18 protein-coding genes are annotated in these 20,686 nt (G+C 52.9%); 13 read left to right on the forward strand and 5 right to left on the reverse strand.

Annotation, left to right across the window (positions count from 1 at the left end):
• Positions 1–540: 540 nt before the first annotated feature.
• Positions 541–1,281, forward strand: coding sequence for a DUF2993 domain-containing protein (locus tag IGR76_04665; GenBank protein ID MBF2077814.1), 741 nt, complete (start codon positions 541–543; stop codon positions 1,279–1,281).
• 2 nt (positions 1,282–1,283) lie between these two features.
• Here the strand turns inward: IGR76_04665 and trmB are convergent, their stop codons facing one another.
• Complete coding sequence (trmB, locus tag IGR76_04670) at positions 1,284–1,913, reverse strand: tRNA (guanosine(46)-N7)-methyltransferase TrmB (GenBank protein MBF2077815.1); 630 nt, start codon at positions 1,911–1,913, stop codon at positions 1,284–1,286.
• A gap of 152 nt (positions 1,914–2,065) precedes the next feature.
• Between trmB and IGR76_04675 the strand changes: the two genes are divergently transcribed.
• On the forward strand, positions 2,066–3,172 hold the full coding sequence (locus tag IGR76_04675) for a metallophosphoesterase (GenBank protein MBF2077816.1): 1,107 nt from the start codon (positions 2,066–2,068) through the stop codon (positions 3,170–3,172).
• A 135-nt stretch (positions 3,173–3,307) separates the two neighbouring features.
• Here IGR76_04675 and IGR76_04680 read toward each other — a convergent pair whose 3' ends face one another.
• Entirely contained in the window at positions 3,308–3,505 is a 198-nt protein-coding gene (locus IGR76_04680) for a hypothetical protein (protein MBF2077817.1), read from the reverse strand.
• 281 nt (positions 3,506–3,786) lie between these two features.
• Here IGR76_04680 and IGR76_04685 point away from each other — a divergent pair, with 281 nt between their 5' ends.
• From IGR76_04685 to IGR76_04700, 4 genes are all read left to right on the forward strand, one after another.
• The gene (locus IGR76_04685) at positions 3,787–5,076 is read left to right on the forward strand and encodes a serine hydroxymethyltransferase (protein MBF2077818.1); all 1,290 of its coding nucleotides are present in this window, start codon (positions 3,787–3,789) and stop codon (positions 5,074–5,076) included.
• A 429-nt stretch (positions 5,077–5,505) separates the two neighbouring features.
• Positions 5,506–7,167, forward strand: coding sequence for a histidine kinase (locus tag IGR76_04690; protein MBF2077819.1), 1,662 nt, complete (start codon positions 5,506–5,508; stop codon positions 7,165–7,167).
• 442 nt (positions 7,168–7,609) lie between these two features.
• A complete protein-coding gene (locus IGR76_04695; protein ID MBF2077820.1) occupies positions 7,610–9,409 on the forward strand; it encodes an N-acetylmuramoyl-L-alanine amidase in 1,800 nt (599 codons plus the stop codon).
• Between the two features lie 37 nt (positions 9,410–9,446).
• Positions 9,447–10,370, forward strand: coding sequence for a glutamate racemase (locus tag IGR76_04700; GenBank protein MBF2077821.1), 924 nt, complete (start codon positions 9,447–9,449; stop codon positions 10,368–10,370).
• Positions 10,371–10,405: 35 nt separating this feature from the next.
• On the opposite strand, the gene IGR76_04705 is transcribed toward IGR76_04700, so the two are convergent.
• Positions 10,406–10,933, reverse strand: coding sequence for a hypothetical protein (locus tag IGR76_04705; protein ID MBF2077822.1), 528 nt, complete (start codon positions 10,931–10,933; stop codon positions 10,406–10,408).
• A gap of 512 nt (positions 10,934–11,445) precedes the next feature.
• On the opposite strand from IGR76_04705, the gene IGR76_04710 reads away from it, so the two are divergent.
• The 4 genes from IGR76_04710 to IGR76_04725 are packed head-to-tail and all read left to right on the forward strand — an operon-like array spanning position 11,446 to position 16,997.
• Positions 11,446–12,201 (forward strand): peptidylprolyl isomerase, encoded by a 756-nt coding sequence (locus IGR76_04710; protein MBF2077823.1) that lies wholly within the window; start codon positions 11,446–11,448, stop codon positions 12,199–12,201.
• Positions 12,198–15,254, forward strand: coding sequence for a peptidase domain-containing ABC transporter (locus tag IGR76_04715; GenBank protein MBF2077824.1), 3,057 nt, complete (start codon positions 12,198–12,200; stop codon positions 15,252–15,254). The genes IGR76_04710 and IGR76_04715 overlap by 4 nt, the downstream gene beginning before the upstream one ends.
• 29 nt (positions 15,255–15,283) lie before the next feature.
• Positions 15,284–15,451, forward strand: a complete 168-nt coding sequence (locus IGR76_04720) for a hypothetical protein (GenBank protein MBF2077825.1) — start codon at positions 15,284–15,286, stop codon at positions 15,449–15,451.
• Entirely contained in the window at positions 15,435–16,997 is a 1,563-nt protein-coding gene (locus IGR76_04725; protein ID MBF2077826.1) for an HlyD family efflux transporter periplasmic adaptor subunit, read from the forward strand. Before IGR76_04720 ends, IGR76_04725 begins: the two co-directional genes overlap by 17 nt.
• 11 nt (positions 16,998–17,008) lie before the next feature.
• On the opposite strand, the gene fabG is transcribed toward IGR76_04725, so the two are convergent.
• Positions 17,009–17,707 carry a 3-oxoacyl-ACP reductase FabG gene (gene fabG / locus IGR76_04730; GenBank protein MBF2077827.1) on the reverse strand — a complete coding sequence of 233 codons (699 nt, stop codon included), beginning with the start codon at positions 17,705–17,707 and terminating at the stop codon, positions 17,009–17,011.
• A 100-nt stretch (positions 17,708–17,807) separates the two neighbouring features.
• Between fabG and IGR76_04735 the strand changes: the two genes are divergently transcribed.
• The 3 genes from IGR76_04735 to IGR76_04745 all read left to right on the forward strand — a co-directional run bounded on the left by IGR76_04735 (position 17,808) and on the right by IGR76_04745 (position 20,470).
• A complete protein-coding gene (locus tag IGR76_04735; GenBank protein MBF2077828.1) occupies positions 17,808–18,170 on the forward strand; it encodes a VOC family protein in 363 nt (120 codons plus the stop codon).
• A gap of 245 nt (positions 18,171–18,415) precedes the next feature.
• Positions 18,416–20,098 carry an iron ABC transporter permease gene (locus IGR76_04740; GenBank protein ID MBF2077829.1) on the forward strand — a complete coding sequence of 561 codons (1,683 nt, stop codon included), beginning with the start codon at positions 18,416–18,418 and terminating at the stop codon, positions 20,096–20,098.
• A gap of 30 nt (positions 20,099–20,128) precedes the next feature.
• Positions 20,129–20,470: a hypothetical protein gene (locus tag IGR76_04745; protein MBF2077830.1), complete on the forward strand. Its 342-nt coding sequence runs from the start codon at positions 20,129–20,131 to the stop codon at positions 20,468–20,470.
• A gap of 40 nt (positions 20,471–20,510) precedes the next feature.
• Here IGR76_04745 and IGR76_04750 read toward each other — a convergent pair.
• Positions 20,511–20,686: IS5/IS1182 family transposase (locus IGR76_04750; protein MBF2077831.1), on the reverse strand; the 176-nt coding region annotated here is incomplete at its 5' end.

The raw sequence follows: 20,686 nt of genomic DNA on the forward strand, positions 1-20,686 counted from the left end.
AAGTTTTCAAACCTCTGGATACGCTCCAGCTTTAACTCTCCCCAAACTGCAACTGTCAGCGATCCCCAAACCTCAACACCAGCCGCTGAAAAACTCAGAGAGTCTGAAAGCATCTCGCGTTTAGAAGCGGGGGATCAATCTGATGGCTCTTATATTGCAGAAAGTAAAGCAATAGATCAAGGGGGGCTAGAGCGTTTTCCGCTATACCGACGAGTTTACAAGCAAACAGGGATCATTATGTTATGAATTTATAACATAATGATCCCAAAAATCGATCCCTTCCTGGGGTTGATGTCAGAATTTGTTGATATTTGCGATCGCAGATCACAGATTATTTAGCTTAAAGACTTTCAGGGCAAGTGCTTTCGAGGATAAGAGCCTGCCAATGGTGTTAAGGCTCCAGTCTCGGGGGATAGCTAAACGCTGCTCAACAATCGCAGGGGGAATCTGATAAGCTCAAGGCACCGAAATATCTAGCTCTAGTGCCGCTTACACTCCATGACCGCGCCTGTTCCTTCAAATCTGGTTGAACCTGGATCTATGGGTGATTCCTCGAACCCATCCCGTAAGCTGCGGGTTGTGACGTCGCTGTTGCAGCGTGCGGCTACCCTGTTTGTGCGATCGCAGTTAACCGCCGTGCAAACCCTGGAGGTTGACTTGGGAGGGGGCGATCGCCAACTGTTATCTGGCTCTATTCCCAGGGTAGCTCTAGCGGCTCAAGGTGCCGTGTATCAAGGCTTACACCTTAGCAATATTCAGGTTGAGGGACAGGATATCCAAATCAATTTGGGTCAAGTTCTGCGGGGCAAATCCCTACAGTTAATCCATGAAATCCAACTAAAAGCGGCATTAGCGTTAGAGGAAACGGATCTAAACGCGTCGTTTGCTTCGCCCTTGTTTGATGATCTGCTCTGCCGACTGTTTCAGGCGATCGCCAGCTACTTGGATGTGCCCTCTTCGCTAGAAACCCTCAGCCGCCAGGATATTCAGAGCGTCAAAGCTAGCTTGTTTGAGGACGGACTCAGCTTGCGGCTGTTATTTGCCAACCCGGACCTAGAAGGACACTGCCTAACGGCTCGCGCCCGCTTGGTCTCCAAGAATCCCCGAATCCTTACCTTCCGCGATGTTCGCATCGAGTTTGGGTTAGAGACCGAATCTCCAAGCTCCGAAGCCACGATTCCCTACGTGCCCCTACCGTTGGGATCGGATGTAGAAATTCATGATTTGAAGCTCACTGAAGGCGCATTGCACTGCCAGGGAACGATTCGGGTCCGTCCGTAGGCCTAGATTCGGGTAAACACTGCCCGATACACAGGCTTTCCTTGGGAGAGAGTCACGGTTTCGCGCTCTGTTTGAACCGGGAGAGAATTTTCAAGGAGCCAATCATCCCCTTGACGCTCAAAGGCCGGATGCTCGACAAAGCGGTCAACCATGTCCTTAGCGACTGCCTCGATATCGGACTGGAGGAGCACCTGTCCATTGGGTACGAGATAGTCCGCCAGCTCAGCAACGAGTTCTGGCTGTACCACCCGTCTCTTTTGATGGCGTTTTTTGAACCAGGGATCGGGAAATTGGATCGTCACTCGCTGCAAGACTCCCTTTGGCAGTGAGGCTAGGAGCGATCGCACTGAATTGTTGGCGTTGCAAAATACAAAATGCAGATTGGTGAGTCCCAAGTGTTGGCGATCGCCCTCCGCCTGCTCGACTAGGGGTTGACGAATTTCTAAGCCTAGGAAGTTCCAGTCGGGCTGCTGTTGCGCCATGTCCAGTAGAAACAGGCCTCGTGCTGAACCGATGTCGAGATGGAGCGGTTGGTGGGCGATCGCGTAGACCGATGACCAGTCAGGGGGAGGGGGTGGGGATTGATATTTTTGGCTGAGGGGATTGACGTGTTGCCGCACGCGCCGACGCATTGAACCTACCGTCATGTCTAAACCTCCTTCCCAATCCATAAATCCAACGGGCTATACTCAATGAGAACCCAAGCCCTTTATTCTAGCGGGTTAACGTCTTCCAGACGACTTAAACCTACACCACCTCTTCAGAACTTCGTCGATTGATCCCCATGACTGTATCGGTTAACTTCGCTATCCTGAGTGATCCCCATATTGCCCTTCCCCACACCATCTGGGATAACCCCAACCGCTTTCATCAGGTTGAAATCAGCATTCCGACCTTAGAAAAAGTTTTTGCCGAATTGGAACCCTTGGATCTGGATTTCTTGCTGATCCCCGGTGATCTCACCCAGCATGGCGAGTTGGAAAATCATCAATGGTTGGCCGATCGCCTGCGTCAACTCCCCTATCCCACCTATGTAGTTCCTGGAAATCACGACATTTTGCATCCTCATCCGGGCGATCGCACCGCCGGAATTAGCGATTTTACAACCTGCTACCGGGACTTTGGCTATGGTGATCCCCTGGTTCCCTACTACTGCTGTGAGGTTCATCTCAGCATAAGATTAATCGGCCTCAACTCCATCTACTTTGACGATCGTGGGCAGCAAACCAGTATGGGGCGGATTGATGAAACCCAGCTTCGGTGGTTGGAGCATGTATTGACGCAACACGGCCACGAAACGCTGCTGGTGATGGTGCATCACAACGTGGTTGAACACTTGCCGAACCAGTCTCAGCATGTTCTAGGGCATCGCTATATGCTCGAAAATGCCGATGAGTTGCTAAGCCTACTGCACCAGGCTGGTGTGCGGCTCATTTTCACGGGTCATTTGCACGTTCAGGATGTGGCGGAATGGAAGGGAATTTATGAGATCACGACCGGTTCCCTTGTGAGCTATCCCCATCCCTACCGCCTGTTCTCGTATCAAACCCACGCTGACGGAACCACCCAGCTCAAATTCAAAACCGTTCGCATTGACACCGTGGCGGATGTTCCCGATCTTCAGCAGTGGTCGCGGGACTGGTTGGGCGATCGCTCCTATCCGTTTATGGTTAAGCTATTAACCCATCCGCCTATTAATCTTGACTTGGCTCAGGCTGAGGCGATCGCCCCCCAACTCCGTCACTTTTGGGCAGATATCGCCTATGGTGATGCTCAGTTTGATTTTCCAGACTTGCCAGCCGCACTGCGAACCTACTTCCAACAATTCGGTGCGGTTGATCCCGAAGGAAACGGCTTACCTATCGATAACCAGGCGCATTTGATTCTGTAGCATCCTACCTAAAATGGCCTCATCAAGAACCGTGGCAGCCGACTCTGAGGCTTAGTCTGGCTTCCCGTAGGAACTGTGCCCTACCTTGACCGGGGGCAACCGTTTCCAGATGGACAGAGTTTGCAGTCGAGCGTACTAGGCAATGTGGGCAATGCGAAACCCCATCTGGCACTCGTACTGCTCTGGTTCCGTGTGGTTATGTTTGCTGAGCGATCGCCCGCATCGGAGCTGCTCTCCATTCCAGCGGGGCTGACCGGCCTGATCGGCCATCAAGCATCCCTGACATACGGTCTCCGGTGGCAGTAATTGGCTATCCATTACAACAACTAACATACGTGATCTCCTTATACTGTGGCTGATCCCGTTCTTTCTATTCTACGCATCGCGCTATGGGAAGCTGCGTCAATTAATACATAAGTTTAATCAGCAATTTGGAAGATCCTTTAAGGATTGGGATAGCTAGAGTTATCATTAGATATTTGGGCTAAGTGCTCCACGTATCAATGAATGGCGATAGGGGCGATCGCCTGTCCTGCGTTCTCCAACCTGAACCGACACGGTGACCCCATCGCTCTGAACTGTTCTCATCAACCTTGGGATTTTGGGAGTTTGCCGTGACTCAAACGAATTTAGACTTTTTGGCTAGTGTTGACCCGACCGTCGCTGGACTGATTCAAAATGAGCTTCAACGCCAGCGCGACCACCTGGAACTGATTGCCAGCGAAAACTTTACCTCGGCGGCGGTGATGGCTGCCCAGGGATCAGTTCTGACCAACAAGTACGCAGAAGGCCTACCCAGCAAGCGCTACTACGGGGGCTGCGAATTTGTGGATGAAATCGAGCAAATCGCCATCGATCGCATCAAGCAATTGTTCGGCGCTGCCCATGCCAACGTTCAACCTCACTCTGGCGCACAGGCAAACTTTGCTGTGTTTCTCTCACTTCTGGAGCCGGGCGACACGATTATGGGCATGGATCTGTCCCACGGCGGACACCTGACCCACGGCTCTCCCGTCAACGTCTCTGGAAAGTGGTTTAAGGTGGTGCAGTACGGCGTTAGCCCGGAAACTGAACAGCTTGATTACGATCAAATTCGGGATTTAGCCCTTCAGCACCGTCCCAAGTTGCTCATCTGCGGCTACTCGGCCTATCCCCGTGTGATTCACTTTGACAAGTTCCGGGCGATCGCCGATGAAGTCGGAGCCTATCTCTTGGCAGACATTGCCCACATTGCCGGACTGGTGGCTACCGGGCATCACCCCAGCCCCATTCCCCACTGCGATGTTGTCACCACCACCACCCATAAAACCCTGCGCGGCCCCCGGGGTGGACTGATCATGACCCGTGATCCAGAGTTGGGCAAGAAGTTTGATAAGGCCGTATTTCCAGGAAGTCAGGGAGGCCCGCTAGAACACGTAATCGCCGCGAAGGCCGTTGCTTTTGGCGAAGCCCTTCAGCCCAGCTTTAAGACCTATTCCGGTCAGGTCATTCAAAACGCCCAGGCGATGGCCGCCCAGCTTCAGGCGCGGGGCATCAAGCTGGTGTCCAATGGTACGGATAACCACCTTATGCTATTGGATCTGCGGTCGGTGGGGATGACAGGTAAGGTTGCTGACCAGTTGGTAAGTGAGGTCAACATTACCGCAAACAAGAACACGGTTCCCTTTGATCCAGAGTCGCCCTTTGTCACCAGCGGTCTGCGCTTGGGTTCGCCAGCAATGACCACCCGTGGCATGGGCACCGAGGAATTTGTGGAAATTGGCAATATCATTGCCGATCGTCTTCTCAATCCAGAAGATAGTGCCGTTGCTAGTGACTGTTTACGTCGGGTTGCGGCGCTGTGCGAACGTTTCCCGCTGTATCCTCATCTCACGGTCGTTTCCCCCAGTCCTGCTATGGTCTAGGACTCTTGATGCGGCGATTCAGATGAACGGCAGCACTCCTTGGGTAACATACTCAGGGGGTGCTCCCTTTTGTTGAGGTGAATAGCCCCGAGCGCCAACCTTAATTTTCCTGTCGTTGTGTAAATAATCTGGATTGCCAAGCGGGGCGATCGCCCTCAGTGATGCAACTGATTGCAAAGAATTACGTAGTTTTTGTTAACTTTATGTCTCTGTAGCGATCCTGATTTTTAGGGATCTATCATAGCTCTAGCGTGTAGAATAATTCGACTTCTATCGGATAAGGCATCAGCGTACACGTAGGTAGTCAATCGTTAGCTGGTGAGGTCTACCACAAGGTTGCGTTTACGTTACTGAACCCATCCATACTTGCAAGACCATCACGCTTGAGTTGAGTTCCTCATCTTCACCCTAGCCCCGTTACCATCTCGCATGACAGACATTACCCAAAAGGATGTATCGCTCTACGAACTTGCTCTGAGTTGCGAACAATCCGTTCATCCCCTGCAAGTCAGCCCCACCATCTTCAAATCCATGTTGGGCACCGTAATCGATTTTCTGCTGGAGGAGCAGCTTCCCGCAACGCTATGGATGAAATTGCCACGGGGAGCACTATGGCAGGCAGAAGTGAATCGTTTATACGAAATGGCGAATGTCCCGTACATCGTTTACCTTCTCAAAAATGCGAATTCGGATGAAACAGAGCCGTCTTCTTCTGCAACTGCCCATCGCAACGGGGCTGGACTTGAGGCAGACGCCGCCCTGGAGATGGAGACCGATTTAGATGATCCTGAAGCAGACACGCCATCACCCTTTGAAGGTTCAGACGATTTTTTTGATGACCTCACTGCAATCCAGGCTCAAACCATAGAACAGGGCACAAAAATAGTTCTAACGCTCGCTCCCAATAGCCAACTGCGTCGTGAGTACTTTGTTCTGGCGCAGACTGCTCCACTCTCGATTTTGATGCTGGCCCATCGACCGCGATCGGTGCGTAGTTCTCAATCGTCGGAACCCCCACTCGGTACAAATGCGCCTCTCTTGATGCGGATGTCCATAAAAGAGGTGAATGATTCGGAAGCGTCAGCATCCTGTAAGCATCCCTTACTGGGCATTTGCTCATTTCAAGCCCAAACCATTCACTATGTGTTTGATGGCATTCGGCAGGCGATCGCCTCTGGGCAAGCGAGTGGAGAACCGTCACCGGACGCTAGCTATGTATTGGAACACTGGGACACCTTGGCATCCCATATTGTTGACGATCCAGATCTTGGCTTGGTCGGGAGGTTCTTTAATCGCCAAATTCAACGACAGGAGGATCTCTGGCGCAATAGCGCTGCCGCCCGTCAAAAAGCCACTATGGTGTCTGAGCTTCAGTTGCTAAACGAGGAATTGCTCAACGCTAACCGTTTGAAGGATGAATTTCTACAAACGGTTGGGCAGCAGTTACGCACGCCCTTGAGTTCAATGAAAACGGCTCTGACCCTCCTGAACTCGCTCAACCTGAAGCCTCCCCAGCGTCAGCGATATATGGATCTACTTACCCAGGAGTGCGATCGCCAGAGTTCTCTGATTACAGGCGTTTTAGATTTGCTCCAGCTAGAGCACGCAGCTGAAGATACCCCGATGCAACCTCTCCGCCTTGTGGATGTCGTACCTGCGGTGGTCAGCACCTATCAGCCCCTAGCCCAGGAAAAGGGAGTCATGCTGGCGTACACTATTCCCGACGACCTTCCAGCGGTTTCGTGTGCTAGTGCATGGTTACGACAGATTGTGATTAATCTACTGCACAACGGCATTAAGTTTACGCCGACGGGGGGGCAAGTTTGGGTTACGGCCTGTCAGCAGGGTGACTATGTGCAGATCGAGTTTCGGGATACGGGGATTGGGATTCCCGCCGCCGAAATTCCCACGATCTTTGAGCGATTCTATAAAGCCCGCCAGATGAGCGATGAGGATTCTAGCGGCGTCGGGTTAGGATTATCGATCGTGCAACAGCTTTTGTTGAATTGCGGCGGCTCTATTTCGGTCAAAAGTAAGGTCGGTGAAGGATCGTCTTTCAATATCTTGCTCCCGATCTATGCCCGTCAGTGAGCGATCGCCCGTTAATTGTGCCTCACTCCTGGAGTAGGATCAGAAATCTGTCTGCCGTTAGGGTGCGGTCATTGGGTACGGCTGCGGGAATCGCTGATGGGGCGGCGCATCGTCCAATTCAAGCCTCGAAATTAACCCTGTCCTCCAAAATGGCAACCGATTCCCAGCGCTCACGACAGGCGTTGAGGGGCTGTTTTTCCCCTATTCCTCGTTTGTCTCAGTGTGCATCCTGTGCTGAGGCTATAAAAAGCTACAGCTAGATAAATAACTAATGATAAATCACACATTGACGGCAGTTAGGGGGTGCGCTACTTTTGGTCAACATCTGCGTTTTTATTGTTAGGCAACGCTATCCGTTGCGTTTATCAAAACCAAGATTTAGGAGTATATCGTGGTGAAGTTGCGCTGGATTTTTCCGAGCCTCTTGGGAGCCGTTGGGGCGATGATGCTAGCCTTACCCGCTCAAGCGGCCCAGTTGTTGTACTGGAACTTTGATTCCGATGGGAATCGCCTCACCTTCACAACCGACGATGGGGTCCAGCCACGCGCCCAGTTAGTCTTTGATCCAACGCGGATTGTGATTGATCTGCCCGGTACGACGCTGGGGCGATCGCAGGTGAATCAGCTTGTGAACCAGGACGGTGTGCAGGAAGTTCGGATTGGGCAATTTGACGCACGAACGACACGCCTAGTCATCGAGCTTAAACCGGGCTATACCGTTGATCCGCTCCAGGTGCAGGTAACTGGCGATGCCCCCAACCAGTGGACGGTGCAGCTTCCCCCTCTGCAAGCACCCGACACGTCAACAACAGCCGCTCTGCCTGGGTTCACGGTGGATACCTCTGGGGCAGCGACCCAGCTAGAGCGGCTCCAGGTTACGGCGGATGGCCTGTTTATCCGCACCGCAGGCAGCCCACCAGAGTTGGAGGTTGAACGGAGTCGCGATCGCCGCCAAATTACGATTGATCTGCCGAATACGGTCGTTTCACCCGCACTACTCGCCCAAACCCAGACGATCGCAGAGTTGGGCATTAGTCAGTTGAGCTTTAGTCAAGTGGAGGGCGAGGAACTGTTAGCCCGAATTACGATGACGGTGGATGAAGACAGTCCAGATTGGCGGGCAAACGCCAGTAATTTAGGCGGTATCGTGCTTCTACCCAAAGGTCGAGTGGTTGCCTTGGTGAGCGATGATCGCGTAGTTGAACCTCCTCCCCCGGCAATCCAACCATCCCAGGGTTCGCCGCCTGCGCCTGCTCCTGTGGCTCCGTCTGAACCCGTCATGACTGCCCAGACCTCCCTCGCCACCATTGAAGCGATCACCTTGGAAGATAACCAGTCTCAGCTTGTGATTGAGGGCGATCGCCCCTTGACCTTTAACAGCGGATGGGATCGCGCAACTACGGACTACCGCATTGAAATTTTGGGAGCACAGCTTGCCCAAAACATTACGGGGCCTCAGCTTACTGCCGATAGTCCCCTCTTGCGAGTCCGAGTCCGCCAGGAAACACCCGATACGGTCGTTTTGCTGGTGCAGCCTGCCGCTGGAGCGGTAGTTGGAGACCTCAATCGCCCGAATCAACAGACCCTAGCCCTGAGCATCGGACGACGGGAAAATCAAGTCATTCCGGTTCAGTTGCCCGCTAACTCCGTTAACAGGTACCCGTCCGTAGCTGATTTGCCTGTGATTCCCGATGGCCGTGTCTTGGTCGTTCTCGATCCAGGTCACGGCGGCCCCGACCCTGGTGCGATTGGCATTAACGGCATTCAGGAAAAAACTATCGTGATGGCGATCGCCAAAGATGTCGCCGCTGTTTTGGAAGAGCAAGGCGTGCAAGCGGTTCTTACCCTCACTGAAGATCGCGATCTGGGTCTAGAACCCCGCGTTGCTCTGGCCGAACAGCTTGATGCCGACCTGTTTGTGAGCATTCATGCGAATTCCATCGATCTGAGCCGACCCGACGTGAACGGTGTGGAAACCTATTACTACTATTCCGATGCCTCCGCGAGGCTGGCTCAGCTCATTCATAACAGCGTAATTCAGGGCACAGGTTCGATCGACCGAGGCGTTAGAACTGCCCGCTTCTACGTCTTGGTCAACACAACGATGCCCGCCGTTTTGGTGGAAACCGGATTCGTGACCGGATCAATTGATGCGTATAACTTGACCGATCCGGATTTCCAAGAACAGATGGCGCAATCGATCGCCCAGGGAATTTTGCTGTATATTCAACAAAACCTTTAAAAAATGTGTCGTACTCAATCTGGACGTTAGCAACTCTATGGCGAATGCTTTTGATACACCCAAGCCTCCGTTTGGCGATCGCGCCCTTGCCCAAGGTGCTATTGGCGCATTTGATAGCGGTGTTGGGGGATTAACCGTTCTCCGAGAACTCCATCGCCAGTTGCCAAACGAATCCATTCTGTACTTTGGCGACACCGCACGAGTTCCCTACGGCGATCGCTCGGCTGCTGAAATCATCCATTTCGTGCGCGACATTTTGGACTGGATGCAGGGTCAAGGCGTGAAAGCGGTCGTTATGGCCTGTAACACTAGTTCCGCGCTGGCGTTAGAAACCGTTCGCCAGGAGTATCCCTTTCCAATTTTGGGAATCATCCTGCCAGGAGCACGAGCAGCCGTCCATGAAGGCAAGCGAATTGGGGTGATTTCAACCGTGGCAACCGCAAAAAGCCATGCCTACCAACGCGCCATCCATGAAATTAATCCCCAGGTGCAGGTGTGGGAGGTTGGATGTCCAGCCTTTGTCCCGCTGATTGAACAAAATCAGATCCATAGCCCCAAAGCAGAGGCGATCGCCCGTCAGTATCTCCAGCCACTGCTCGACGCTCAGATTGACACTCTCATTTACGGCTGCACCCACTATCCCCACCTTGCGCCCGTCATCCAAAAGATTTTGCCCCCATCGGTACACATTGTTGATCCGGCGGTTCATGTGGTAGCCGCAGCCGCGCAGGAACTCGACTGGCTTGGGCTACGGAGCACCACAACCCGTTCAAGTACTCGCTTCTGCGTCAGCGGCTCTCCTGACCAGTTTGCATTGCTTTCAGCGCAATGGATTGGATATATGCCTAATGTTGAACAGGTGATTTTTCCCATCACGTCTAACCAGCCCCACCCCCCCTGGAAGTGGAATCCATCGATGGGTTTGTTTGAGCAAGGCTGCTCGATGGAGATGGATCCCTAGGGAATTCGGGTTGAATCCTCATCGATGTCAACGTTTTACCTATGCGTCTGGGTCGAACTCAGGCTGATTAGCTTCATCCTGGGGCAAGGTCGATACCACTGAGAGACTAAATCCACGCAATCCTTTCCTGAGCTTAAAATCCATAACGGTGCGTTTGTTGTCGTTGAAAAAAGTCTTTTCCGCTCGACCAAATCGCGCAGAATTTCGATGAAGTCTTGCCGGAGTTGATAGTCATCCTCACCGAGCATTTGAGCGACTTTCCTAATTTCTGCTTTATGCTCCTGTTCTGGAAGATTCCCAATATTCCAAGCGAACATACCTAGAACTACCAATTTTTCCCTAGCATCATAGGTATCAGCATACTGAAAGTAAGGCTTTAGAAATTCCGTCATGACATCGGACATCTTTTCTTGGCCTTCTGGTGCAATCACGACCTCCTTGACGGAATCCTTCAACGGCCCCTGGGCAACTTGCTTCTGGAACTCCTGAAGAGAGGCTTGAGGGCTCTGCTCATACTTTGCGTCCTGTAGAAGCTCGTTAAAGCCTTTCGATTTTCTTGTCATTGATGTTCCCCATCAGTATGTTAACTGGATCCAAATGGAGAATATTGCCTGGACATCCAGCCGCTGCGGAGTCCAGATTTTTACAAAAGTTTAAGAATTGATCTGAGATTGATGCGGAAGTATAGATCAAGATAAGCAATACAGTCTTAAAATGCCGCTGGACACCCAGGGAAAATTGACAATTTGTTAGCACTTGGTTAGAGATTCATCCCCGTGGTGGCAATTTGGTAGGAGTTGAGGCATTCTGGTATTGCTCAGGCGCATCATCGGGGCGATCGCCCTGGGTAGGGTAGTCTGGAATTGAAGCATATCGAGATGTTGGATTCCATAGCGATTAGAATCAACGAGTTTCCAGGGGCTACCTTGCCAAAGGTAGGCGGAAAGCTCTTGATTACTCCCTATGAAAGGGTACAAATCTTGCAATGGTTTCCAATTCTGCAAGGTTCGGGGAATGCTAGAAGAAGTCTATCGATAGAAAGTGATTCGTTTACCGTCCGAGAGAGTCCGAATCCATGACAGTTGTACTAACCGTTGGAAGTCGCTCTGTAACCGCTGAGGAAGTGTTGCCTCTGCTAGCGGGGTATCAAATGCTGCCCAAGTTCCTACAAGAGATCTTGATCGATGAGGCGATCGCCGACGTAGAGTGCAGTCCAGAAGAGATTGAAACCGCTTGCAACACCCTCTACGAACAAAACAACATTGTCGAGGAAGAGGCACGTAAAGCTTGGCTGCATCAATACGGCATGACCCCAGCCCAGCTAGAGTCCTTGGCTACACGAGAGCTTCGGATTGAGAAATTTAAGCAAGCCACCTGGGGGACAAAGCTAGAATCCTACTTCCTGCGGCGTAAAGACAAGCTGGATAAGGTGATCTACTCTCTGATTCGAACCAAGGATGCCGGCATTGCCCGTGAACTCTATTTCCGGATTCTGGAAGGCGAACAGTCCTTCGGGGAACTGGCGCGGGAATACTCCCAAGGGGTGGAATCCCAAACTGATGGGTTGATCGGCCCTGTAGAACTCAGCGTTCCCCACCCGATTTTGGCTCAAGTGTTGGCGAGCAGTCAGCCGGGTGAACTCTCTCCCCCAACGAATATTGGAGAGTGGATTGTCCTCGCTCGCCTAGAGAAATTCATTCCGGCTCAGATGGATGATGCCATGCGATCGCGCCTGTTGAATGAATGCTTTGCTACCTGGTTACAAGAACAACTCGCCAACGTTGATTTGTCCTCTATTCGTAAAACTCCTGAGCCGTCGATTGCCCCATGACGTACACGAAATCTGCCCTCCAAGAATTTCTAGGCACGATTCCTCCCTTTGATCGTCTGCCCGATGCCGTGCTGACACGCCTTGCTGAGGAATCCCAACTTTTGCGCTACCGCATGGGACAGCCCATTGTGGTTCGGGATACCATGCCCGCCCAAGTCTCGATCATTCACCAAGGCCAAGCCCGGTTCCTCGGCTATGATCCCCGCACAGAACGCCCCGTCACCCTAGAGCTAATGAAGTCTGGCGCGGTGTTGGGTTGGCTCGGCCTCGTGCGCGGCGTGCCCTGCGAAACGGCGATCGCCTCTACGGAAACGATCTGCCTAACCATTCCTGCGAGCGAATTCCTGGGGTTGCTCACCGGACAACCTGCCTTTGCCAACATTCTCCGCAGCCAGTGTTCCCTAATCGAAACCTTTGACCTACTGGGAGCGGAACTGCACCGACGCGCCATTGGCGATTACGACCTCAAGGAACTGACCCTGCGCGCCCAGCCAGAGGCGGTGGTTAAAAACCTATCCCCCGGTGCGGTTCCCCTGACTCAGCTCGAGCGCGATCGCCTCTGGTTTGTGAGTGGCGGTGGGGCGATCGCCAACTTTGAAGTCGGAAGCTGTATCGATCGCAGCAAAACCTCAGGAGCGATCGACGTTGTCGGTTCCTTCCCGGCACGGGTGATCGGCATCCCAGAGGCGATTGTACAGAGTGCGATGGTTCCGGTTGTTACCGCCGAGGTTATTGAAACCAACGGCGAAGAGAGTGCAACTGCCACCGCTCCCGGCCCCAGCCTTCCCCCGATTCCCATCGCACCCGATCGCCCGCCCGAGGGCACGCCCTTTTTTGTGGAAGACGATCGCGCCCATACCAAATCCTTGAGTCAGTACCCGTTTGTGCGGGGTCGCGGCGAAATTCCTGAAACCATCGCCTGCTTCCAAATGTTGGGACGCTATCTCCACATCCCGTTCCGACGCGACGTGATCGAGCGGGCACTGCGAAACCAGCTTCAGCGCACGGGCGGACTTTCCCTCGACCTCCTGGGTTCAGTAGCAGAATTTATGGGTCTGCACGCTCAACTGGTCTCCATTCCCGTCACGTCCCTTGGCCGCCTTGAAGCCCCCGCCATCATTCAATGGAAAGGCAAATATTGCCTCCTGTACGACATAGATGAGCGGGACGTTGTCATTGCGGTGCCGGATCAGGGGGTTCAGCGGATCAAAACCGAGAAAGTCTCCTCGACGTGGGGGACTCCGGTTGAAGCCCAGGAAGGCGTGCCTGCCGGAGAGCGCGGCGATGTGCTGATGCTCACGAAGACCAAGCAGACTCCCGAAAAACGTTTCGGTCTGGACTGGTTCTTGCCGTCGCTGGTGAAATATAAGCGGGTCTTGATTGAGGTTTTCATTGCCTCTTTCTTCGTCCAGCTTTTTGCCCTGGCCAACCCGTTGATGATTCAGATCATCATCGACAAGGTGATCGTGCAAAACAGCACAGATACGCTGCAAGTGCTGGGCATTTTTCTCTTGGTTCTCGCTATCTTTGAAGCGGTGCTGAGCAGTTTACGAACGTACCTGTTTGTAGACACCACGAACCGGATCGACATGGCCTTGGGATCGCAAATTATCGATCACCTATTGCGCCTCCCCTTACGCTATTTCGAGAAGCGTCCAGTGGGTGAACTCTCCACCCGCATCAACGAGCTTGAAAATATTCGCCAGTTCCTCACGGGTACGGCTCTAACCGTGGTGCTAGATGCGGTCTTCTCCGTCATCTACATCGTGGTCATGTTTGTATATAGCTGGCTGCTGACCATCGTTTCCCTGGCGATCGTACCGCTCTTTGTCGGGCTGGCGGTGGTGGCGTCACCGTTAATTCGTCAGCAACTCCGGGTAAAAGCAGAGCGCAACGCCGAGACCCAGTCGCACTTGGTGGAAGTCATCTCCGGTATTCAGACGGTGAAAGCGCAGAACATGGAACTGCGGGCTCGGTGGCAGTGGCAGGAACGCTATGCCCGCTACATCAGCGCGGGCTTTAAGACGGTGCTGACCTCCACCACTGCCGGATCGGCTAGTAATTTTCTGAACAAGCTATCAGCCCTACTCGTCCTCTGGGTGGGTGCGTACCTGGTTCTAAAAGGTCAGTTGACCTTGGGTCAGTTGATTGCGTTCCGAATTATTTCTGGGTATGTGACGAGTCCCCTCCTGCGTTTGGCTCAGCTCTGGCAGAGCTTCCAGGAAGTCGGCCTGTCCATTGAGCGTCTGAGTGACATTGTAGACACCCAGCCCGAAGCAGACGAACTGGATCGGCTGAATATCCCCATGCCGCCGATTCAGGGGGATGTGAAGTTTGATGAGGTATTCTTCCGGTTTGCGAAAACGGGGCCGTATCAGCTTAATGGCATCTCGGTGGAGTTTGAGCGGGGATCCTTTGTGGGGATCGTGGGGCTGAGCGGATCGGGTAAGAGTACGATGATGAAACTCTTGCCGCGTCTGTACGATTTGGAATCGGGTCGCATCTTAATTGATGGCTACGACATCAGTAAGGTCGAACTTTACTCCCTCCGTCAACAGGTCGGAATTGTGCCCCAAGACACGCTGTTATTTGACGGCACGGTTCAGGACAATATTGCGCTGACTTGCCCGAATGCGACGGCAGAGGAGATCATTGAGGCTGCCCGGATTGCTGCCGCTCACGACTTCGTCATGGGCTTGCCCCAGGGTTACAACACGCGCGTGGGTGAGCGGGGATCGGCTCTATCCGGGGGGCAACGCCAGCGGATCGCGATCGCCCGTACCGTTCTGCAAAATCCCCGTATCTTGATTTTGGATGAGGCCACCAGTGCGCTGGACTACGATTCCGAGCGTCAGGTTTGTTTGAACCTGGCCGAAAAATTCCGCGATCGCACCGTCTTCTTCATCACCCACCGTCTTAGCACCATCAAAAACGCTGACGTGATTCTGATGATGGATAAGGGGCACGTCGTTGAGCAAGGAACCCATGATGACCTCATGGCACTTCGGGGACGCTACTACTGTCTCTACCAACAGCAAGAAGCCCAGATGTAGAGATATGTAAGAAAGCTCCCTAAATTCTGATGAAGCGGCCTTTGGGTCGGCAGAATGGGAACAGAGGCGGGCGATCGCTCAGCCTCTACGATCACAACAAGCCGTCCATTGCGTTGGACAACTCAGTACATACCCGTATCTTTGGCGAACTTCATCACACTGCCGCGTTAAACCAGACCTATGGCCCAACTTTCTAGCAACGGAAACAAAACAAAGCCCGTCACCCTGAACGGTCAATCTCAATCCCAAGATCCGCAGGCGCAAACCGGGACAAACGGGCAACAAACCTCAACCCGTGAAGAAGTTTTCGACCAACCCGTGATCCTGCAACAAACACCGCTGTGGTCCCATGCCATCCTTTGGAGTATTGTTGGCGTCACCACATTTACGGTGCTTTGGGCAGCATTTGCCAAGGTGGAAGAGGCGGTGCAAGCACCTGGCAGATTGGAACCCGAAGGCGCTGTCCAAGAAGTGCAGGTTCCCATCAACGGGGTTGTGGATGAAATTCTGGTGGAAGATGGCGATCGCGTCGAAGAAGGGGAAGTCCTCGTTCGGCTCGACCCAACGGCATCCGAGGCCCAGCTTGATTCGCTGAAAGAAGTGCTGAAATCCGTTGAACAGGAAAATGCCTTCTACCGAGCCACTCTGTATGGGAAAGATAGTGATGCCAATACGGCCGATCTGAGCCTGTCCCCCGAAATGCAGGCACTGACGACAAACCGTTCTGCCATTCAAGCCGAGAATCAAGTCTTTGAAGCGTTGCTCAACGGCACTGCGGCAGATCTCAACCCCGAACAACTCGCCCGACTACAGTCTCAGGCCGTGGAGTCCTCCTCCCGAATTTCGGCGGCGCAGTTGGAAGTCTCTCAGTTAGAAGCTCAACGTGAGCAAAACAACATTGAACTGGTCGCTGGAGAACGTCGCCTTTCAATCGACCAATCTATTTTGGATGATTTGACACCGCTGTATGAGCAAGGCGGCATCGCTAAGCTGCAATATACCCGCCAACAGCAGCAGGTTTTGGATGATGCTGCCGAGGTCGCACGATTGCAAGAAGAGGCGCAGCGGTTGGAATATGCGATCGCCCAAGCCCAAGAGCGCTTTAACCGAGAAATTGCCGTTACTAATACAGACCTACTCAATCGGCTGGCGGAAAACAATAAGCGTCTAGCCGACATTGACAGCGAATTGAATAAAACGATTGTTCAAAACGATCAGCGCATTGCCGATTTGAAGAGCCAGATTAGTCAGGCCGAGCAACAAATTCGCTACCAGACGGTGCGTGCGCCTATTAGTGGCGTTGTATTTGATCTCCAAACCCAGAATCAAGGGGTGGTCGGTAGCCAAGGGCCAAGTCAACCTGTTTTAAAGATCGTGCCCAGCGATGATCTAATCGCCAAGGTGTACATTACCAACCGCGACATTGGGTTTGTGGAGCCGGGAATGGAGGTCGATGTGCGCGTGGATTCCTTTCCCTACAGCGAGTATGGCGACATCAAAGGAACGTTGGTCTGGATCGGGTCGGACGCTTTACCCCCCAATCAGCAAGAGCTACGCAAAAACTACACGTTTCCCGCCAAGATCGAGCTTGATCAACAAGAACTGATTGTTCGAGGACAGACGATTGACCTCCAATCGGGAATGTCAGTCAGCACCAACATTAAAACGCGCAAGCGAACCGTGTTGAGCATCTTTACTGACCTGTTCCTTCGCAAAGTAGAAAGCGTGACCACCTCGCGATGATGGCATAGGCGCTAGGCGTTACCGTACACCGGAATCGCCGCCCCCCGCACATCACCCGCCGCTGCCGAGGCCAAAAAACAAATGACCTCCCCTAAGGAATCGGGCTTGACCCATTGATCTGCATGGTCTGATCCCATTGCCGCCCGATTGGCCGGGGTATCAATCACGCTGGGTAATACGACATTAGCGGTGATATTGGTGCCCTTCGTTTCAGCGGCGATCGCCTTTGTGAGAGCCACCACCCCTGCTTTTGAGGCACTATAGGACGCCAATTGTGCGCCCGGTTCGACTGCCCCCCGGGAACCAACGGTCACAATTCGTCCATAGCCCTGTTCCCGCATGCGGCGTAGCCCATGCTTGCAAACCAGAAACGTCGTAGTGAGGTTCAAATCCAGATCAGCCCGCCATTGGTCTAATGCGTACTCGTGGGTATTACCCATCGAAAAGCCACCGACCAGGTGAATCACGGCGTCCACCCGCTCCATTGCGTCCACCATGCGAGCAACCGCCGTTTCATTGAGCAAATCGGCCTCCACACAGCGCACCCGCAGCCAATCATTCGGCGATAGTCGCCCCTTCAAGCGATCAACCTCACGGGCATGAACATAGGGCAGCGTAACCGAGATCGCCCCCTGAGCCAGCACTAAGGGAGTAACGCCTAACCCCAACCCGCCTGTACCGCCAGTGATCAGCACGTGTTTATTTTTCATCGTTACTTCGCCTCCAGGGGGAATAATGGTCTCAAAACGGTTACAGAGGATAATAAGCGGTAACCATCAACAGTTGGACAATACAAGGATTTTTATGGCTATTGAACTTCAGCGCCCACTGCACACAGCCATTTTGGTCACGAACTTGGAACGAGCAGAGCAGTTTTACGGGGAAGTCTTGGGACTCGAAAAAGTAGAGCGATCGCTCAAGTATCCCGGCGCTTGGTATCAATTAGGAGACTACCAGATTCACCTCATGGTCGATGCCTCAATCCCCTCTAGTTTACATAACGTTGAAAAGTGGGGACGCAATCGCCATATTGCGTTTGGTGTTACAAACTTCGAAGCCGCCAAAGCTCACCTCCTCGCCCATCATTGCCCGATCCAGGAAAGTACATCGGGTCGAGCCGCACTCTTCACCCAAGATCCGGATGGGAATGTTGTCGAATTGAGTCAGCTTTGAGGTGTTATCTGTCAGAGCTTAATGAGAATCCTTAGGGGTTTAGTTGAAAGTAGCTATCACCTACGCAAAGCAGTATTAAGCAGGGTTTCGCATCGCGCTTAGGGGCGATCGCCCCTGCCTAATCGCTGATTTTCTAAAGGCTTGATACCGTGCGAGCCCCCGTGAATCCCGTATGATAGACGAAGGCTTCCTTGGTTGATGTAGGACATTTTGTGGCTGTTCACTTCTCATCATTATCTAAAAAGATTCGCTCTAATGCTTTAACCGACTGGCTTACCCACCTACCACGATGGGATCCGTGGACAATCGTTGTTCTTGGCGTTGCCGCGATTATCGCTACACCTGTGATTGTGGTCTTCAGCAGCATTTTTGCCGATACCAGCGATACTTGGGAACATTTAGCCTCAACGGTTCTGCCTCAGTACGTGCTCAATTCGCTGCTGCTGCTGGTCGGGGTAGGAATCGGAGTATCCGTCATCGGGGTCGGCACAGCATGGCTCGTGACGATGTGTCGCTTTCCGGGACAGCGCGTTTTTGAATGGGGATTGCTGCTTCCCTTAGCGGCTCCCAGCTATGTTTTAGCCTACGTGTACACCGACTTTTTAGAATATTACGGCCCTGTTCAGACTGTCTTGCGATCGCTCTTTGGCTGGGACAGCATGAACGACTACTGGTTTCCCAGTGTGCGATCGCTGTGGGGTGCCATGGTGACGCTCACCCTCGTACTGTATCCCTACGTGTACCTCCTATCACGAGTGGCCTTTTTAGAACAGTCGGTGCGATCGCTCGAAGCCAGTCGTTCCCTGGGTCGGGGGCCGTGGCGCAGCTTTTGGACGGTGGCTCTGCCCTTGGCACGTCCGGCGATTATGGCAGGCTTAGCCTTGGCCCTGATGGAAACTCTCAATGACTTTGGTACCGTTGATTTCTTTGGAGTTCAGACCTTTACCACCGGGATTTACCGTACCTGGTTTGGTATGGGGGAACGGATTGCCGCCAGTCAGATTGCCGCCTGTTTGATGATGTTTATCCTGGCGCTGATTTTGCTGGAGCGCTGGTCGCGGCGACAGGCGCGGTACTACCAGATGTCTAGCCGTTTCCAAAGTTTATCGACTTATAGTCTTAGCGGTGGGCGATCGCTCCTCGCCATCCTCGCCTGCACCATCCCCATCATCCTGGGTCTAATTCTTCCGGCCATTCTGCTCCTGTACATGACATTCCAGAATTGGAGCAAAACTATGAACTCCAACTTTTGGGCATTGAGCTATCACAGCGTAGTGCTAGCCTCGGTGAGTGCGATCGTGGCCGTGACGATTTCGCTAATCATGGCCTACGGGGTGCGCCTGAATTCCAACTGGTGGATGCGGCTAGGCGTTCGCATTTCCGCGATGGGCTATGCCGTGCCCGGTTCCGTCATTGCCGTCGGAATTTTGATTCCCACCGCTCAGTTCGACAATTGGGTCGATGGCTGGATGCGCTCGGTCTTGGGCATCTCAACCGGACTGCTGATTACAGGCAGCGTCGTGGCCTTAGTGTTGGCTTACTTGGTGCGGTTCTTAGCCGTAGCACTCAACACCGTAGAATCTAGCCTGATCCAAATCCGTCCAAGTTTGGATGATGCCTCACGATGCCTGGGACGCAGCCCGCTACAAACCCTGATCAGCGTCCATGCGCCGCTGATGTGGTCGGGCATTCTTACCGGAATTATGATTGTCTTCGTTGATGTTATGAAGGAGTTGCCTGCCACGTTGGTCATGCGCCCCTTTAACTTTGATACGCTGGCGGTGCAGGTCTATCGCTATGCCTCGGATGAGCGGTTGGCAGAAGCCTCTGCCCCAGCCTTGGCGATTTTGTTGGTGGGACTGGTACCCGTGATTGTGCTCAGTGCCCAAATTGCCCGTTCGCGATCGCGCAACCCATCTGCCCATTAGCGTCTTAGACGGTGATCCCATAGTCCCCCTATGTCGTCCGATGCTCCTGCTCCGACCCTGCTCGATCGCCTGCTGAACTTGCTGGATCGACTGGCGATTGCCTTTCGGTTGCTGATCCTGATCGTCTTGATCCTGACCACGCTAGGCTTGGCAACCCTAGGGATCTGGAAAGTCGTAAGTCTGAATCGAGTACACCACCTTGTGTTTGCCGTCGGTGACCCCACCGGGGAAAGCTACATTCTCGGACAGGCGATCGCCCAAGTCGTCGAAACGTTCAACGAAGCGTATAAAACGGCAAGGGAAAAGATTGAACGCGAAAATGAACTACCCCGCCGCAAGCGGACGGGGTATCAGAATGGCTTTGTTGCATGATTAGAAGGATGATCAGGCTCACCTTGAGGTCGTCCGGGTATTAAGCTTCGACTTTGTAGCTATCGGGTTTAGCGATCTGAATCATGCGGTTGAGCGCAACACATTTGATGAACAATTCCACGGCTTGATTGTCAAATTGACGTGCACTGAGATTGCCCCCAAAAATAGTCTTAAAGCGGAACATGGTAGTTTCAGCAATCGAACGACGATGATAGC

Origin of the sequence: Synechococcales cyanobacterium T60_A2020_003 (genome assembly GCA_015272205.1) — a bacterium.
GTDB lineage: Bacteria > Cyanobacteriota > Cyanobacteriia > RECH01 > RECH01 > JACYMB01.

Bases quoted from the DNA above. Each gene is read 5' to 3' on its own strand.
- fabG (MBF2077827.1), bottom strand. From the start codon at position 17,707: ATGAAAAATAAACACGTGCTGATCACTGGCGGTACAGGCGGGTTGGGG.
- IGR76_04690 (MBF2077819.1), top strand. From the start codon at position 5,506: ATGACAGACATTACCCAAAAGGATGTATCGCTCTACGAACTTGCTCTG.
- IGR76_04700 (MBF2077821.1), top strand. From the start codon at position 9,447: ATGGCGAATGCTTTTGATACACCCAAGCCTCCGTTTGGCGATCGCGCC.
- IGR76_04665 (MBF2077814.1), top strand. From the start codon at position 541: ATGGGTGATTCCTCGAACCCATCCCGTAAGCTGCGGGTTGTGACGTCG.
- trmB (MBF2077815.1), bottom strand. From the start codon at position 1,913: ATGCGTCGGCGCGTGCGGCAACACGTCAATCCCCTCAGCCAAAAATAT.
- IGR76_04745 (MBF2077830.1), top strand. From the start codon at position 20,129: ATGTCGTCCGATGCTCCTGCTCCGACCCTGCTCGATCGCCTGCTGAAC.
- IGR76_04680 (MBF2077817.1), bottom strand. From the start codon at position 3,505: ATGTTAGTTGTTGTAATGGATAGCCAATTACTGCCACCGGAGACCGTA.
- IGR76_04710 (MBF2077823.1), top strand. From the start codon at position 11,446: ATGACAGTTGTACTAACCGTTGGAAGTCGCTCTGTAACCGCTGAGGAA.
- IGR76_04705 (MBF2077822.1), bottom strand. From the start codon at position 10,933: ATGACAAGAAAATCGAAAGGCTTTAACGAGCTTCTACAGGACGCAAAG.
- IGR76_04720 (MBF2077825.1), top strand. From the start codon at position 15,284: ATGAAGCGGCCTTTGGGTCGGCAGAATGGGAACAGAGGCGGGCGATCG.
- IGR76_04695 (MBF2077820.1), top strand. From the start codon at position 7,610: ATGATGCTAGCCTTACCCGCTCAAGCGGCCCAGTTGTTGTACTGGAAC.
- IGR76_04715 (MBF2077824.1), top strand. From the start codon at position 12,198: ATGACGTACACGAAATCTGCCCTCCAAGAATTTCTAGGCACGATTCCT.
- IGR76_04675 (MBF2077816.1), top strand. From the start codon at position 2,066: ATGACTGTATCGGTTAACTTCGCTATCCTGAGTGATCCCCATATTGCC.
- IGR76_04725 (MBF2077826.1), top strand. From the start codon at position 15,435: ATGGCCCAACTTTCTAGCAACGGAAACAAAACAAAGCCCGTCACCCTG.